This is a genomic window from Acinetobacter sp. 226-1 (assembly GCF_030329325.1).
Taxonomy (GTDB): Bacteria; Pseudomonadota; Gammaproteobacteria; order Pseudomonadales; family Moraxellaceae; genus Acinetobacter; species Acinetobacter sichuanensis.
The window spans coordinates 149,959-164,930 of sequence record NZ_JACANU010000003.1 but is presented as its reverse complement, the minus strand read 5'-3'; the positions used below and the strand labels follow the sequence as shown (position 1 = coordinate 164,930).

Below are 14,972 nucleotides of genomic sequence, written 5' to 3'. Positions count from 1 at the left end.
AAAAGTGACTAAACAAAAAAATTTAGATGATCAGGCGTCATTTTCCGCACCCATAGAAGATTTGCAAGTGCGAATTACATTTTTAGATGATTTAGTCGAACAATTAAATGATCAAGTCGCTCGACAAAATGCCGAAATTGCCGATTTGAAAAAGCAAATGCGTTTAATTTACCAACGGATTGAATCTTCGGATTTATCGGAAGGCATTGCGGCTTTTGACCCAATGACCAATCGTCCGCCGCATTATTAAGTGTACTTATCATTTGGTTTATATCACTTTTAGTGATGAAAACAATATTTAATATTTCAAATTAAAGTGTTAAATTTATTTGACCTTTATTTAAAAGCTCGGTGTAATGCAGTATTCCTATGGTGTTAAAAATTGATCATGCACAATAAAGTCATCCTTCTTGATATTGAAAATAATATGCCTACCTTCAAAGTGTTACAGGATATTATTGAACATTATCCAACAGTATATTTATTTAATTGTACAGGTCATTTTGAATTTCCTTTAGATGATTTAACTGAACTTGCGACTTGGATTACCAGTGGGCAGGTTGTGATTTTAGATGTGCCAGAAACCACTGAAAAAGAATATGAATATGCTGTTGTAGTGGGGCAACTTTTAGCTTTGCTTGAGCCTGAGACGCAAATTGAAGTTATTTCAGCGATGGCAACAGCAGACATGTTAATAGATATGTTAAGAAGCTCAGATTTGAGTTGTAACTTAACTCAAGTGCAATCAAAAAATTTATCGCTCAGTCCATCTAAGCATCAAGTTCCAAGTATTGAAACAATAAAAAATAAACCTGCATTACAGCTTGTTAAAAAATATTGTGATGCTGTTGCAAAAATGACAGGGAAGCCAAATACAGTTGAAAAGTTAAAAAATTCGATTGTAAATTGTTTGCAGATTGTGCCTGAAAAAGCACAACGTTTATTGGGTATGTTGATTAATTTAAAAATTGTCAAAAAAGATGATGAACAAGTGTGGTTCCGTAAAAAACTTTTAAAGCAATGGTCGCAACTTGATTTAGACCGTAAAGATGCTTTACAAGAGAGTAAAGTCTTAAAAGTTGATGATATTTTAGAAAAACTAAGTTCAGATGCTCAACAGGTGATTGCTGAAATCAAGAAACAGCAAAATACGGATGATTCATTCACTGCAAACTTTGAAAAAATTGATCCTGTGCAATGGGAAGTGATTCAAAAACTGAATGAATTAAAAACCAATAAACCTAAAGATATTTATGCATTGCGTGATTTGCTAGAAAAAATGTTTCCCCAATCTGATGTGCGTTTATTGCTGAAAGAGTTGATTGAAAAAGGTTATATTTATTGGAATGGGCACGATGTAATTTATAGCCATGAGATGTATCTAAATTAGAAAACTAGACATTAACTACCCAGTTTTCCATAGTTTTGTCGGTCGGTAAAATACAAAACAATGGTCTTGTTTTGATAGCGGTATGGATAAAACAATTCATATTGACCATCATGTGCTTCAAAGCGAATCTGTTTTGAATTGTGCTGAAAAACTTGGTTAAGATATTCTTTTTGAGCTAAAGTTAATTGTTTTACATAGCTCTTTTTATTGACACTGATTTTGTTCCATACATTGGCTTGAATAAAATTTTTATTTTTGATTTCAAAAGCTTGATCTTTATCAGTTTGTTCACTCTGATTGAGCTTATTTGCTTGTTCCTGTGTCAAAATCATCTCATTTGAACTAAAAGTATTATATTGGTTAATACTTAAATAAACAGGATTTTTGTCAATGGTGTCGGGAACAATCACCTGAACTTCATTAAATGAGCGGTCTAATAATGCTAAGAAATCTAAATTTTTTTGCGCTTGGGAAAGGTATGGAATAGAAAATTGATATTGACTCAATTGTTGTAAGCGTCCGTTTTGTGTTGAGATCATATTTTCAGCAGATTTTACAAAAATGTCTTGTTTTTTCTTAGAGCTTAAGTAGTCACCTGTAAATAAAATACCTGCGAGTAAAGGAAAAATCGAAATTAAACCTACAATGATTTTTTGGGTATTTTTATTATATTTTACTTCTGCTCCACGTTCAGCAATTCGAGTGAGATTTAACATGATATTTAATATTAATGCGCCTCCCATGAGTGCCAAAATACCTAAAATGCTAAATAAAAAAGTTTCTGTCATTTGTTGACGAAATACTTTTAAACCAAAGACTTCAATCAAAACAAAACTAAAAACCCAATACATTAATAAAATGATCGAAATTAAACCAATAATATTACTTATTTTTACGAGTAATTTTGTATCCATAATTTTTATAAAAAAGTAAAACGATGGGATGATTTTGCTAGTGAAACCACCCCTTTACAAGGCTGAAAATGTCGCAATTTAGTCATAAAAAAGTATTTTTTAAATATGATTGTCATGGTTTTGTTATAGGTTAAATTTTTATATTTGTGGAAGTTGATTTGAATGAAATATAGAAAATCTGGGTATATTTTCCTTTATTATCTATTTCAATAATACTAAATTGTTCATGTAAAAAGGTTATCGATAATAAATAAATTATTTAACATGAATGATATAAAGAGAAAAAAAGCCCCTTTTCAATAGACAAATTAAATTTTAATCTTGCGTTTTATATTCAGCTTATGCAACTCTAATATAGGAATAAAAAGGTGAACTATGGAACACATTGGTCTTTGGGTTGCGCTCCTTATCGTTATTTTCATAATGGGTTCAATTTTGGGCTTGCGCGTCAGTCCTCGAGAAAAAGCTTTAGGTTTGATGCGTGAGAAAGCACGAAAAATGGGATTACATCCACGTTTGGTGGCAGCACCCGATTGGACAAAAGTTCCAATGGCAACAGAAAAACGTGCCAGTATGGTGGCTTACTATAGTGTGTTAATACCAGAAGCTCGCTTACCTTTAATGCGTGCCAGAGTAGAAGATCAGAAACTGAAACCTATTCAAGGTGATCAGAAATTTAATGATTTTCCCATTGCATTAAAAGGGATTTATGCTATTGATATGCAAGCCAACTGTGTAGGGCTTTATTGGGATGAAGAAACAGATCTCAGAGCAACGCAGTTAGATGAAATGAAAGCATTTTTACTTTCTTTGGCTGAAATTTAACTTATAAAGAATAGGATAAACGATTCATTATGGCGAAAGCTCCTCGGTCCACAACAAACCAAAGTACGACAGCAGACTCTCCTGATGCTGGTAAAAAACGTGCCTTAGTGATTGTGGAGTCGCCTGCAAAAGCGAAAACCATCAATAAATACTTAGGCTCAAATTACATTGTGAAGTCATCGGTAGGTCATGTACGTGATTTGCCAACAGGTGGCTCAAGCAAAACAGCAGAAAAAAAACCTGTTACACGTACTAAATTAACAGATGCGCAGAAGGCTGAAAAAGCACAAACAGCATTGGTTAATCGTATGGGTGTCGATCCAGAGCATGACTGGAAGGCACAGTATGAGGTACTTCCTGGAAAAGAACATGTTGTTGCTGAACTCAAAAAACTAGCCTCTCAGGTTGACGAAATTTATCTTGCAACGGATATGGATAGAGAAGGGGAAGCGATTGCTTGGCATTTAAAAGAAGTGATAGGCGGTGATGATTCACGTTATCAACGTGTAGTCTTCAATGAAATCACTAAAAATGCCATTCAGGATGCATTTAAACACCCTTCTCGCTTAGATACGAATAAAGTTAATGCTCAACAAGCACGTCGCTTCCTTGATCGTGTAGTGGGCTTTATGGTGTCACCATTACTTTGGGAAAAAATTGCACGTGGTTTGTCAGCAGGTCGTGTACAGTCCGTTGCAGTCAAACTGGTTGTTGAGCGTGAGCGTGAGATTCGTGCCTTTATTCCTGAAGAATATTGGCAAGTTTTTGCAGACACGAAATCTTCGAGTGATGACATTCGCTTAGAAGCAGTCAAACAAAACGGTAAAACCTTAAAATTAAAAAATAAAGTACAAACAGATGCTTTATTAAGTATTTTAAAACAAGCTGAATACAAAGTTGCAACACGTGAAGACAAGCCGACAAAGGTAAATCCAAGCGCGCCTTATATTACGTCGACATTGCAACAAGCAGCGAGCACACGTTTAGGTTTTTCTGTGAAGAAAACCATGATGTTGGCACAGCGTTTGTATGAGGCAGGTTTTATTACTTATATGCGTACAGACTCGACTTTTTTAAGTGATGATGCTGTGAGCATGGTGCGTGATCATATTCAAACTGAATATGGTGAAAAATACTTACCTGCAAAAGCCAATCGTTATGGCAATAAAGCAGGTGCTCAAGAAGCGCATGAAGCCATTCGACCATCTACTGTGAGTTTATCAGGCGATCAGCTTGTGGGTGTAGAACGTGATGCTCAGCGCCTTTATGATTTGATTTGGCGTCAATTCGTTGCTTGTCAGATGACACCAGCAGAATATTTGTCTTCGACCATTTTAGTCGATGCTAATGGCGTTGAACTCAAAGCCAAAGGTCGTACTTTAGTTTTTGATGGTTTCACCAAAGTTCGTGGTCAAAACAAATCAGATGATGATGTATTACTTCCTGCTGTAAAAGTTGGGGAAATTCTCAAGTTAGAAAAACTTGATCCATCACAACATTTTACCAAGCCACCAGCACGTTTTACTGAAGCTTCTTTAGTGAAAGAGTTAGAAAAACGTGGGATTGGTCGTCCATCGACTTATGCTGCAATTATTTCAACCATTCAAGATCGTGGTTATGTCAAGTTAGATAACCGTCGTCTATTCGCTGAAAAGATGGGTGAAATTGTCACTGATCGTTTGGATGAGAACTTTAACAACCTCATGAATTACGCATTTACAGCGGATTTAGAAGGGCAGTTAGATAAGGTTGCAGATGGTGAAAGTAATTGGAAAGAACTATTAGACAGTTTCTATAGCGATTTCAAAAAACGATTAACGACTGCACAAGGTGAAAACGGCATGCGCCGTAATTTACCTGTGGAAGTGGAAGCGGTGCACTGTAAAGAGTGTGAGCGTCCTATGCAGATCCGCACAGGAACGACAGGCGTATTTCTTGGTTGTTCAGGCTATAACTTGCCACCAAAAGAACGCTGCAAAGGTACTCTAAATCTCACACCAGTTGAATCACTCGCAGTTTTATCTGATGATGATGGTGCTGAAACAGCTGATTTAATGTCGAAAAAACGCTGTCCAGTCTGTAGTACAGCAATGGATAGCTACGTGATCGATGGTGGTCGTAAGCTACATATTTGTGGTAATAACCCTGATTGTAATGGTTATGAACTCGAAGAAGGTGAGTTCAAAATCAAGGGTTATGATGGTCCAACCATTCCGTGTGACAAGTGCGATGGTGAAATGCAGTTGAAAACAGGACGTTTTGGTCCTTATTTCGCATGTACAAGCTGTGACAATACCCGCAAAATGTTGAAAAATGGTCAACCTGCACCACCACGTGTAGATCCGATTAAAATGGAACATTTACGCTCAACCAAACATGATGATTATTTTGTATTACGTGATGGTGCAGCGGGTCTGTTCTTAGCAGCAAGTAAGTTTCCGAAAGTTCGTGAAACACGTGCACCTAAAGTTGCTGAGTTGCGTACAGTTGCAGATCAAATTGATCCAAAGTATCAGTTTATTTTACAGGCACCTGATCAAGACCCAGAGGGTAATCCAACGCTGGTGAAATTTAGCCGTAAAAACCAAGCGCAATATATTGGTTCAGAGACACCAGAAGGTAAGCAAACCAAATGGTCATTGGTTTATCAAGATGGAAAATGGGTTGAAGCTTAAGTTTTAATTCATTTGAAAATGCTAACTTCGGTTAGCATTTTTTATGTTCGAAAAACTTAAATATTTTAAATATAAATAGAGATTTTCAATGATTCCAATTCGTTCTGTTGTTGTATCGTCAGTCTTACTTTCAAAAATTGAAGGTGAGTTTAAAGTTTTATTGATGAAACGTGTGAAAGGCGGTTTTTGGTGTCATGTCGCAGGAAAAGTTGAACTAGAGGAAACAGCAAGCCAAGCCATTCTCCGAGAAATAAGAGAGGAAACAAATATTCAGCCAAAACATTTATTTAGTGCCGATTATATTGAACAGTTTTATGAACCGAGTGCAAATGTTATTGAAATGATCCCTGCTTTTGTAGCCATTTGTCAGGATGAGCAAACCGTTGTTTTAAATAAAGAGCATACTGAATATCGTTGGTGCAGCTTGCCAGAAGCGAAAGCTTTAGTGGTATTTTCAAACCAAAGAAAGCTTTATGATTTTGTGTGGGAAAATTTTGTTGAAAATAAACCTGAGCCATTATTACAAATTTATTGAAATGAAAATAAAAGAAATATTCATCAGATAGATGTGTTTAATATAAAAGCAGAAATATTTAAAAATGCAGTGTGATATCAAAATTTGGGGGGAATAAAACGATGTGGAAAAAAATCCGAGTGGTCATTTTATTATTTGTTTTATTGGTTGTTGCAGTGAATACTTGGCGTGATATGAATCAAAACTGGAATAAAGCCATTATTGTGCTGCTTCATCCGATTAATGCGGATGGGCAAACGGCAACTGAGCATTATATTCAGCAACTTTCGATTGATGATTTAGATGAGTCAAAACAATATTTAATGGAACAGTCGAAACAATTTCGTGGACAGCCTATTCAAGTCTATTTTCAACTCGGACGAGAACTTAAAAATATTCCACCTAAAGTTCCAGAAAATCCAAGTCTGTTCAATAGTATTTTATGGAGTCTAAAGTTTAGGTTTTATGCTTGGAAACAACATGAAAATGGTGATGGTGCGCCTGCTGTAACGCTCTATTTAAATTATTATGATCCCCAAAATATACAAAGTTTAAAACACTCAACGGCACTTGAAAAAGGTCGTATTGGCTCAGTCAATTTATTTGCTTCCAAAAAGCAGAGCGAAAGCAATAAAGTCGTTTTAGTGCATGAACTCTTACATACCTTTGGTGCAAAGGATAAATATGATCTGAACACAGGACAGCCGATTTTTCCATTGGGATATGCACATCCTGAGCAAAATCCAAGATATCCGCAACAATATGCTGAAATCATGGGTGGCTATATTCCACTGAGCGCAACGAAAAGTAAAACTCCTGATAATTTGGAAGATACTATGATCAGTGATTTAACCGCTCAGGAAATTGGTTGGGTGAAATAAAAGTTATTCATTGCTCTTCAATTCTGGATAAGCTTTTATTTTTATCACTACGTTTGTCTTGCGCTTCGAACAAAGCAATGCATTTTTTTATTGCTACGCTAGTCTTGCGCTTCGAACAAAGCGATGCTTTGTTCTCGCTCAAGATGCAGATTTTATACAGACAAAAAACTGAATTAGATCAACAATCAAATGAATGAATAACAACCAAGAGAAGATTATGCGTACTGTAGGAAATGATTTAGTTCGGCATCAGTTACATGAAAATCGTAAATGGTATGTGTTGTTGGGGGCATTACTGGTCATTTTTGGATTGGTTTTATTGGGTTCGTTATTTTTTGCGACCATGACAGTGGTCGTTCTATTTGGCGTACTGATGATGATCGGTGGTGTTCTGCATCTGATTGCTGCATTTAAAATCTTTGATGGTGGTTTGAGGTGGTTATGGGCATTGTTTGGTATTTTGTATTTGATCGCAGGTTATTATGCGTTTAACTCACCCATCAAGACAGCCGTGGTTTTAACCAGTTTACTTGCAATTGCTTTGTTGATTGGTGGTTTTATCCGTATTTTTAATGCTTTTATGCTCAAACCTACAGCAGGTTGGGGTTGGACACTATTTTCAGGGATTTTGACCTTAGCTACAGGTGCAATTATTTTGGCTTCTCCTGATTCACCATTTTGGGTGTTAGGGTTATTTTTAGGTGTGGATATTTTATTCCAAGGGGTGAATTATCTGACTTTTGCAGCAGCGATTAAAAAGATTCCACCTGCGAGTTCTTAATTATTGAAATAAAAGAGAAGAATATATTTTCCCCCTCTCTAACTCTCTCCCATTGGGAGAGAGGATTTTAGGCTCTACACCACTTCGTTACGTCTTGCGCTTCACTTAAAGCAGTGCAGTGCTTTAAACTCACTCAAGGCGCGACTTTATATTGGCTTGAAATGGCAATTCGGTTCCATGTATTAATCACAATCGCAATCCATTCAATCGCAGTAATTTCATCACTCGACAAAACATTTGCTGCTTGTTCATAAGCTGCATCTGGAAAATGCTGCTGTGCAATCAGGGTAATTTCTTCAATCAAAGTCAAAGCAGCACGTTCTTTTACAGAGAAATATTCACTTTCACGCCATGCACTGATCAACGCAATCCGATCAAGAGATTCACCGACTTTAATGGCGTCTTGCGTGTGCATACGTACACAAAAAGCACATTGGTTAATTTGCGAAGCTCTTAATTTTAGCAGATGCGAAAAACCAATTTCGATTCCTGCCTGTTGAACTTTTTGCATAGATAAATTTTCAAGTTCAATCACAGTTTTATAAAGTTCAGGTGCTGTTTTACTAAGGTTGATACGTTGCATAGTGATCACTTCTTTATTTTTTAAAGAAATAGTTTAATGCATAGATAAAAATGGTTATGTTAGATTTCAGAAAAGATGAATAAAAGTAAAGTGATGGTAAAAACCTTTGTACTCGCCCCTGACTCATTTAAAGAAAGTATGACGGCTGAACAAGCATGTCTAGCCATGCAACGTGGCATTCAAAAAATCATGCCCGATGCTATTTGCATACATGTGCCCATGGCGGATGGTGGTGAGGGAACTGTAGATGCTTTGATTTCAGCTCGACAGGGGCGTAAAGTCGAAATTGAAGTTTGCAATTCATTGCTACATAGAAAAGTAAAAACTTATTTTGGTCTGATTGAAAATGATCAAACTACTGTGATTGAAATGGCACTCGCCAACGGTATTCATCTGCTTGAAAAGTCGCAACGTAATCCGATGCTCACTTCAACTTTTGGCACGGGTGAAATGATTCGTGCGGCATTGGATTGTGGGGTTTCCAAAATTATCATTGGGCTTGGTGGGAGCGTCACCAATGATGCAGGTGCGGGCATGGCACAGGCGTTGGGGGCAAGATTTTTGGATGTGAATGGTCAGCCTGTTGCGGTGGGTGGTGGTCAATTGAATCAAATTCATCGTATTGATCTTTCACAACTGGATACTCGTTTAAAACAGACTGAAATCATCATTGCGAGTGATGTGAATAATCCATTGTGTGGTGAAAATGGTGCATCGTATGTCTTTGCACCACAGAAAGGTGCAAGCCCTGAAATGGTGGAAATATTGGATCAAAACCTGAGTCATTTTGCTGATTTGGTTGAGCAGCAAGTCGGTGGGGATTTTCGAAATATTGTAGGTGCGGGTGCAGCAGGTGGTTTGGGTTTTGGCTTAATGGCATTTGCAGGGGCAACCATCCGTTCAGGTGTGGAGATTGTGATTGAAGAAACCCAACTGACTGAAAAAATTGCGCAAGCGGATTATGTATTTACAGGTGAGGGCGGGATTGATTTTCAGACTAAGTTTGGTAAAACCCCGTATGGCGTGGCACAAGTGGCGAAGCGTTTGAATAAACCTGTAATTGCTTTTGCAGGCTATGTCGGAGATGGTATTGAAGAACTTTATGCGGAAGGTTTTACTGCAATTTTTGGTATTGTTGATGGTGCTTGTGATTTGTCGACAGCATTGAAAAATGGTGAGAAGAATTTGGAACGATGTTGTGAGAATGTGGTGAGATTGATTGGTCATTAAATTGGCTTTTTCCTCTCCCTTAGTCCCTCCCAAAGGGAAGGAAATATTTTTACCATTAAGTGGATAGCATCATTATTTCTTGTAAAAGGGATGGAAGTCTTGTTCTAGATTCAGCAATAAAATCTTGATTTTCAATACTAATGCCACAGATTTCAATATCTTCATTCGGAGTCATAATGAAACTTGAACCTGAAACATGATCTCTACCTTCAAAATAAGATATCCATGGTATTGGCGTTGAGTTTTTATCTTGTTCATATACTAAATTAAGTATTTGATTTATAGATTCAGTTCTCTTTGTTAAGTTTTGCGATTGATCTATCTTTGCTTTTATTTCTAAGACGAGATCAATCAAGAATTCAATATGACTTTTTAAATTGATGATTAAATCAAGATCATGATTTTTTGCTCCAAATACTTGATGCTTATTTCCATTTTTTGTAATGAGATAGTAATTATTGCTTTGGATTTCCATGTGCCAACTTTGGTATTCATCTGATAAATGGATACATTTGGCATGTAAGGTTAATAAGACTTCGTTATTCAATGAGTTTTTATACATAAAGTTTTGTATTTGATTTAATTAATTTTAAAATTCATTCATCCGTCCAATATTCATCAGGTTTTACGCCATATTTTCTGATGAGTAATTTGGTTACTGTTTCAAAGCATTCATTGCCAAAACGATTTAAAATATCTAAGGCATCAACATACAGAAATTGATGATCTAGGATATAACTCTCCCCAAACCGTAATGAATAGATCCGAATTAAACAACGTATCTTGTCGAAACGAATCAAGTCAAAACTTGGATAAATATCAAAGTCATCATGAGAATACATGACGACTTCGCTTTTATAATCGTATTCTTCTTTTATGAAAGGGTTGAATTTAATCCCTTTTTCTTTATCAAAACCTTTTGTTCGAATGAGTTGGTAAAAGTAATTACCTTCAGCCTGAAAATTAAAAATCTGGTAAATGGTATTTTTCTGCATTTTTGGTTATTCAATTGAACGTCATTTCATGACTTGATTCTAAGTCAAAGACACATAATTTATCTATAGCTCTGCTAAACTACACTCATCCACCAAACGATGAGTACCCATGAGTTTAGCCAACCTGATCAACGAATTAAACCCTCAGCAAAAACAAGCAGCTACGACTGAAACCAAGCACAGTCTAGTCCTTGCGGGGGCAGGTTGTGGCAAAACCAAAACCATCGTGGCACGAGCAGCTTACCTGATTGATCAAGGCGTTCCGGCAAATCAAATCCAAATCCTAACTTTTACTCGTCGTTCAGCAAGTGAAATTGTGGCGCGTGTGGAACTTGCCTTAGGTGATGCTGCGAAAGGTTTACGTGCATCAACCTTTCATACATTTTGTATGTACCTCCTGCGCCGTGTGCCAAAAGCATTTGGATTAGAACAATTTTCAATTATTGATCGTGATGATCAACTCATGTTATTCCGCCTGATTCGTGGTAAAGATGATAAGAAAAATCCAAATGCATTACCAAAACCGCAACAACTCTGTGATCTATATTCTTTCGCTCGAAATACTCGTCAAAAACTCAGCTTGGCTTTAGAAAAACAATTGCCTGAGTTTTTAGAATATAAAGATCAAATTGCCGAAATCATGAAAGAGTACGAGACACGCAAACAGGCACGTCATTTTCTTGATTATGATGATATTTTGGCGGTGGTGGCTTCAGGCTTGGCGCAATCAGAAGGCTTGACGGACTATGTTGCAAGCTTGTGTCAGCATATGTTGGTGGATGAAATGCAGGATACCAATCCACTGCAATGGGCAATTCTAGAACCACTCAAAGACAAAACCTCTTTGTTTTGTGTAGGGGATGATGCACAGTCAATTTACGGCTTCCGTGGCGCAGATTTTGAAAATATTCACCATTTTAAACAACGTGTGCCTGATGCACAGATTTTTAAACTCGAAAAAAACTATCGTTCTACACAGGAAATTTTAGACTTATCCAATTGGTTGTTGGATCAAAGTGCCATCAAATACGATAAAAAACTTGAAGCTTATCGCGGCGATGGCATAAAACCACGCATGCATGTCTTTCCCAATGAGTTTGATGAAGCCAAATGGATTGCCATCGATATTAAAGAGCGTCATTTACTTGAAGCCGCAGCGTGGAATGATCACATGGTTTTGGTGCGTTCAGCTTTTGCTGCACGCCATATTGAAGCGGCATTTATTCAAGCCAATGTCCCATATCGTTTTATTGGTGGCATGAAACTACTGGAAACAGCGCATGTTAAAGATTTGCTGAGTTTACTGCGTGTGATCGCCAATCCATTGGATGATATTGCATGGATGCGCTTTTTAACGCTGTGGAATGGTGTCGGTGATGTCGGTGCAAGTAAACTCGCACAGCAACTTTTAACCGATCCTGATCTGGACAAAATTGCTGAAAAACTGGAAAAGTTTGGACGTATTCCTGACAACACCTTGCTGATCATGAAGCAAATGTCCGTGCTAAAAACCGAAGTTGAAGCCTGTGTCAAATTGGGCGTCGAAGCGATTATTAATCAACTCGAAGAAAACTATGCCAAGAAAGACTGGCATAAACGCGTGGGTGATTTTGATCTGGTGAAACAGTTGGCGTCTAAGCATTCTCAACTGAGTGAGTTTCTTGAAGAATATGTACTTGATCCTGTCTCTATTTCCGAAATTGAGCGTCAGTCACAAGATGATGTAGTGACTTTAATTACCATCCATTCTGCAAAAGGCACAGAACAAAAAGTCTGTTATGTTGCCAATGTATCGGCAGGGCAATATCCACATGCCCGTGCGCAAGGCAATTTTGATGAAGTTGAGGAAGAACGTCGTGTACTTTATGTGGCGCTGACTCGTGCACAAAATGAACTGATTTTGACCAAGCAAAATCTAAGTTTTTGGGCACAGAGCCAAATTGATGAACGAGGACGTAAAGTAGAAAGTTATTTTTTGAATGATTTAACACGCAATTTATGTACCACTGAAACGCATTATCGTCAGCGAGAGCAAACGGTGAAAAGTGCTTTGATTGAACGCAAGGCGATTCATTTAGATTTTGGCATTGATCTGGATTAGTTAAAAAATTGCATATAAAAAAGGGTAGAAAACTACCCTTGATTTAATCTAGATTAAATATATCGTGACCATTTGATTTTAGCTTTTTCTGTATTGCTGGTGGTTGGTGGTTGTTCAACTTCATCACCTGGCAGCGTAATGGTTGTGTCATCCTCATCTTTGCCATCAAAATCAATATTGGTTGAACCCCCTAAAGATGATTTTTTATCAGATGTATGAGCAGCAGCCAGAATCGAGCCTTTAATATTAGTTGAGCCACCTGTAATGAGTTTATTTCCTGCAATAATATTCCCGTTAATTGTTGCAGAACCTCCCAGTGTGATATTGCCCCCAAAATAAGATGACTCACATGTTGTTAAAGAAGATGAGTCACTACAAGAGCCTGAAAGTAATGCAATATTGCCAATATTTGCAGGTATTAATTCTGATTTTGAACGGCATAAGTTTGTTGGCATTTTAAAGTAATTTGCACTACATACTTGAGCAGCACCCGCAGGATTTGGCGCATTTAATATAACACTACCACCATAATTGATGTTGCCTGTTGCAATGATCGTGTTGCTATATTTACCTTGAGGAATGCTCACATGCCCTTTAAATAAAATAATACCAGGTGCAATAGAAGAAATCTGCGTTTGATAGTCTTCTAATTTCCATGTTCCTGACTCATAGGAAATAATTTTTTTAAACCATGTCAAATTTTGATGCTGTAAGTTTGTAATACTTTCTGAAGCACACGTCACTTCAGTTTGTTTTTTACCAGAATCAGCCTCAACACTTTGACATAATGCTCCCCAACGATCATTTTTCTTTGCTAAAAAATATTGCCCATCTACAATACCGTCAACATGACGTACATAGACGGTAATTCGATTTTGATTGTCTACATCAAATACATAGTTAGCTTGTTGCTCATAAACGTAAGCATTGACCAGCGGTTTACCTGTCATAGTAACAGTTGCTAAAGCTCCAGATGGAAAAGCGACTTGAGTACCTGTAGGAAGAAATTTCATTTTTTCAGGTAGGTTTGGGCAGTTAGAAAAACCAGTTGCTGAAAGCATTGAAAACTTATTCCAACTTGTACCGACACAGCTAAATACTCCACCACTTTGGGCGCTATTTAACTCATTCCAGACACTATATTTAATATCTGAATTTGCTACAGATTTTTGAATAGAACCATTGGTCACCGTAATTTTTTGCCCTACAGTGGCATTGTTAATGGTTGAATTTCCACTGACGGAGAGCGACATTTTTGTATCAATACTTTTGAAATTATTACTACTACCAATCGTGACATCTTGATCAGCATAGATATTGTCGGCTGCCCATGCACCGCTTGTGGTCACTTTTCCTTTTGCCGAAATGAGTTTGACAGTTCCACTGCCTGTTAAGTTGACATTACTATTGGTAAAAATGTTTTCTAAACCTTGAATACCTGCACCATTAATATTGACATCACCAATGACATTGAGTGTTTTGATGCCTGTAATAGAATTCGCTGTAAAATTTCCTGCAACGTTAATGACAGCACGTTCGTTATCACCATTAGATAAGTAAATGCCTCCTTTGGCATCTAAGTCTCCATAAAAGTTCATTGCTTCTGGAAAGGATGTACTGCCATTGGGTTTATCTTCTCCAGGCGTTGCTGCGCCATCTGGTGTCACTTCATAGACTATACCAATGGTTGAGGATGCTTCAGATGTTGTACTCATATTTTGAATTTGAGCCGCAACTTGATAAGTTTCAGGATGTGTACTAACACGTGCTGTTTGAATTTGACTGACTGTTAATTCACGTCCTGCTTGAACATTTAAGTGTAAGGTCTGATTGTTTAAACTTAGAATTGTTTCACCATCTAAATCATTCAGATATTTCCGAAAAATTTCTACACCTGTCCATGCACCTGATTGAGCATTGGTTAAAGCATGACTTGCAACCAAACTTTTTTGTGAACTTTTTAGATAATAGGCGGTTCCAAGCACTGAAGCACCCAAAGCCAGCCCAACCAAGAGTACAACCAAAATGGTGGCAAAACCTCGTTGTGATGAGGCAAAATGTTGTGAGGTCGAATTCATAAAAT

The 14,972-nt window shown here is 37.2% G+C and carries 14 protein-coding genes; 9 read left to right on the top strand and 5 right to left on the bottom strand.

Annotated features, from left to right (window positions below; translation table 11 throughout):
• Positions 1 to 4: 4 nt before the first annotated feature.
• The gene (locus tag HX124_RS06805; protein ID WP_286375956.1) at positions 5 to 250 is read left to right on the top strand and encodes a SlyX family protein; all 246 of its coding nucleotides are present in this window, start codon (positions 5 to 7) and stop codon (positions 248 to 250) included.
• A 138-nt stretch (positions 251 to 388) separates the two neighbouring features.
• Positions 389 to 1,390, top strand: coding sequence for a hypothetical protein (locus HX124_RS06800; protein WP_286382753.1), 1,002 nt, complete (start codon positions 389 to 391; stop codon positions 1,388 to 1,390).
• An 11-nt stretch (positions 1,391 to 1,401) separates the two neighbouring features.
• Here the strand turns inward: HX124_RS06800 and HX124_RS06795 are convergent, their stop codons facing one another.
• The gene (locus tag HX124_RS06795; protein ID WP_286382752.1) at positions 1,402 to 2,304 is read right to left on the bottom strand and encodes a hypothetical protein; all 903 of its coding nucleotides are present in this window, start codon (positions 2,302 to 2,304) and stop codon (positions 1,402 to 1,404) included.
• A gap of 375 nt (positions 2,305 to 2,679) precedes the next feature.
• Between HX124_RS06795 and HX124_RS06790 the strand changes: the two genes are divergently transcribed.
• From HX124_RS06790 to HX124_RS06770, 5 genes are all read left to right on the top strand, one after another.
• The gene (locus HX124_RS06790; protein WP_107006807.1) at positions 2,680 to 3,129 is read left to right on the top strand and encodes a hypothetical protein; all 450 of its coding nucleotides are present in this window, start codon (positions 2,680 to 2,682) and stop codon (positions 3,127 to 3,129) included.
• A gap of 29 nt (positions 3,130 to 3,158) precedes the next feature.
• Positions 3,159 to 5,804, top strand: a complete 2,646-nt coding sequence (gene topA / locus HX124_RS06785) for a type I DNA topoisomerase (RefSeq protein ID WP_107006806.1) — start codon at positions 3,159 to 3,161, stop codon at positions 5,802 to 5,804.
• Positions 5,805 to 5,892: 88 nt separating this feature from the next.
• On the top strand, positions 5,893 to 6,339 hold the full coding sequence (locus HX124_RS06780) for an NUDIX hydrolase (protein ID WP_286382751.1): 447 nt from the start codon (positions 5,893 to 5,895) through the stop codon (positions 6,337 to 6,339).
• Between the two features lie 101 nt (positions 6,340 to 6,440).
• Positions 6,441 to 7,199, top strand: a complete 759-nt coding sequence (locus HX124_RS06775; protein WP_286382750.1) for a hypothetical protein — start codon at positions 6,441 to 6,443, stop codon at positions 7,197 to 7,199.
• 217 nt (positions 7,200 to 7,416) lie between these two features.
• Positions 7,417 to 7,980: an HdeD family acid-resistance protein gene (locus HX124_RS06770; protein WP_286382749.1), complete on the top strand. Its 564-nt coding sequence runs from the start codon at positions 7,417 to 7,419 to the stop codon at positions 7,978 to 7,980.
• A 133-nt stretch (positions 7,981 to 8,113) separates the two neighbouring features.
• On the opposite strand, the gene HX124_RS06765 is transcribed toward HX124_RS06770, so the two are convergent.
• On the bottom strand, positions 8,114 to 8,563 hold the full coding sequence (locus HX124_RS06765) for a carboxymuconolactone decarboxylase family protein (protein ID WP_286382748.1): 450 nt from the start codon (positions 8,561 to 8,563) through the stop codon (positions 8,114 to 8,116).
• 93 nt (positions 8,564 to 8,656) lie between these two features.
• Between HX124_RS06765 and HX124_RS06760 the strand changes: the two genes are divergently transcribed.
• Complete coding sequence (locus HX124_RS06760) at positions 8,657 to 9,793, top strand: glycerate kinase family protein (RefSeq protein ID WP_286382837.1); 1,137 nt, start codon at positions 8,657 to 8,659, stop codon at positions 9,791 to 9,793.
• 55 nt (positions 9,794 to 9,848) lie between these two features.
• On the opposite strand, the gene HX124_RS06755 is transcribed toward HX124_RS06760, so the two are convergent.
• Together HX124_RS06755 and HX124_RS06750 are read right to left on the bottom strand one after the other, a co-directional pair.
• Positions 9,849 to 10,268 (bottom strand): hypothetical protein, encoded by a 420-nt coding sequence (locus tag HX124_RS06755; protein WP_286382747.1) that lies wholly within the window; start codon positions 10,266 to 10,268, stop codon positions 9,849 to 9,851.
• Positions 10,269 to 10,389: 121 nt separating this feature from the next.
• Complete coding sequence (locus HX124_RS06750; RefSeq protein ID WP_286382746.1) at positions 10,390 to 10,788, bottom strand: hypothetical protein; 399 nt, start codon at positions 10,786 to 10,788, stop codon at positions 10,390 to 10,392.
• A gap of 109 nt (positions 10,789 to 10,897) precedes the next feature.
• Here HX124_RS06750 and HX124_RS06745 point away from each other — a divergent pair, with 109 nt between their 5' ends.
• Positions 10,898 to 12,889 (top strand): ATP-dependent helicase, encoded by a 1,992-nt coding sequence (locus HX124_RS06745; protein ID WP_286382745.1) that lies wholly within the window; start codon positions 10,898 to 10,900, stop codon positions 12,887 to 12,889.
• A gap of 53 nt (positions 12,890 to 12,942) precedes the next feature.
• Here the strand turns inward: HX124_RS06745 and HX124_RS06740 are convergent, their stop codons facing one another.
• Positions 12,943 to 14,967 (bottom strand): hypothetical protein, encoded by a 2,025-nt coding sequence (locus HX124_RS06740; protein WP_286382744.1) that lies wholly within the window; start codon positions 14,965 to 14,967, stop codon positions 12,943 to 12,945.
• Positions 14,968 to 14,972 lie beyond the last annotated feature (5 nt).

Excerpts from the sequence above, each read along its gene's own strand:
- HX124_RS06800 (WP_286382753.1), top strand. The coding sequence starts at position 389 with ATGCACAATAAAGTCATCCTTCTTGATATTGAAAATAATATGCCTACC.
- HX124_RS06795 (WP_286382752.1), bottom strand. The coding sequence starts at position 2,304 with ATGGATACAAAATTACTCGTAAAAATAAGTAATATTATTGGTTTAATT.
- HX124_RS06790 (WP_107006807.1), top strand. The coding sequence starts at position 2,680 with ATGGAACACATTGGTCTTTGGGTTGCGCTCCTTATCGTTATTTTCATA.
- topA (WP_107006806.1), top strand. The coding sequence starts at position 3,159 with ATGGCGAAAGCTCCTCGGTCCACAACAAACCAAAGTACGACAGCAGAC.
- HX124_RS06780 (WP_286382751.1), top strand. The coding sequence starts at position 5,893 with ATGATTCCAATTCGTTCTGTTGTTGTATCGTCAGTCTTACTTTCAAAA.
- HX124_RS06775 (WP_286382750.1), top strand. The coding sequence starts at position 6,441 with ATGTGGAAAAAAATCCGAGTGGTCATTTTATTATTTGTTTTATTGGTT.
- HX124_RS06770 (WP_286382749.1), top strand. The coding sequence starts at position 7,417 with ATGCGTACTGTAGGAAATGATTTAGTTCGGCATCAGTTACATGAAAAT.
- HX124_RS06765 (WP_286382748.1), bottom strand. The coding sequence starts at position 8,563 with ATGCAACGTATCAACCTTAGTAAAACAGCACCTGAACTTTATAAAACT.
- HX124_RS06760 (WP_286382837.1), top strand. The coding sequence starts at position 8,657 with ATGGTAAAAACCTTTGTACTCGCCCCTGACTCATTTAAAGAAAGTATG.
- HX124_RS06755 (WP_286382747.1), bottom strand. The coding sequence starts at position 10,268 with ATGGAAATCCAAAGCAATAATTACTATCTCATTACAAAAAATGGAAAT.
- HX124_RS06750 (WP_286382746.1), bottom strand. The coding sequence starts at position 10,788 with ATGCAGAAAAATACCATTTACCAGATTTTTAATTTTCAGGCTGAAGGT.
- HX124_RS06745 (WP_286382745.1), top strand. The coding sequence starts at position 10,898 with ATGAGTTTAGCCAACCTGATCAACGAATTAAACCCTCAGCAAAAACAA.
- HX124_RS06740 (WP_286382744.1), bottom strand. The coding sequence starts at position 14,967 with ATGAATTCGACCTCACAACATTTTGCCTCATCACAACGAGGTTTTGCC.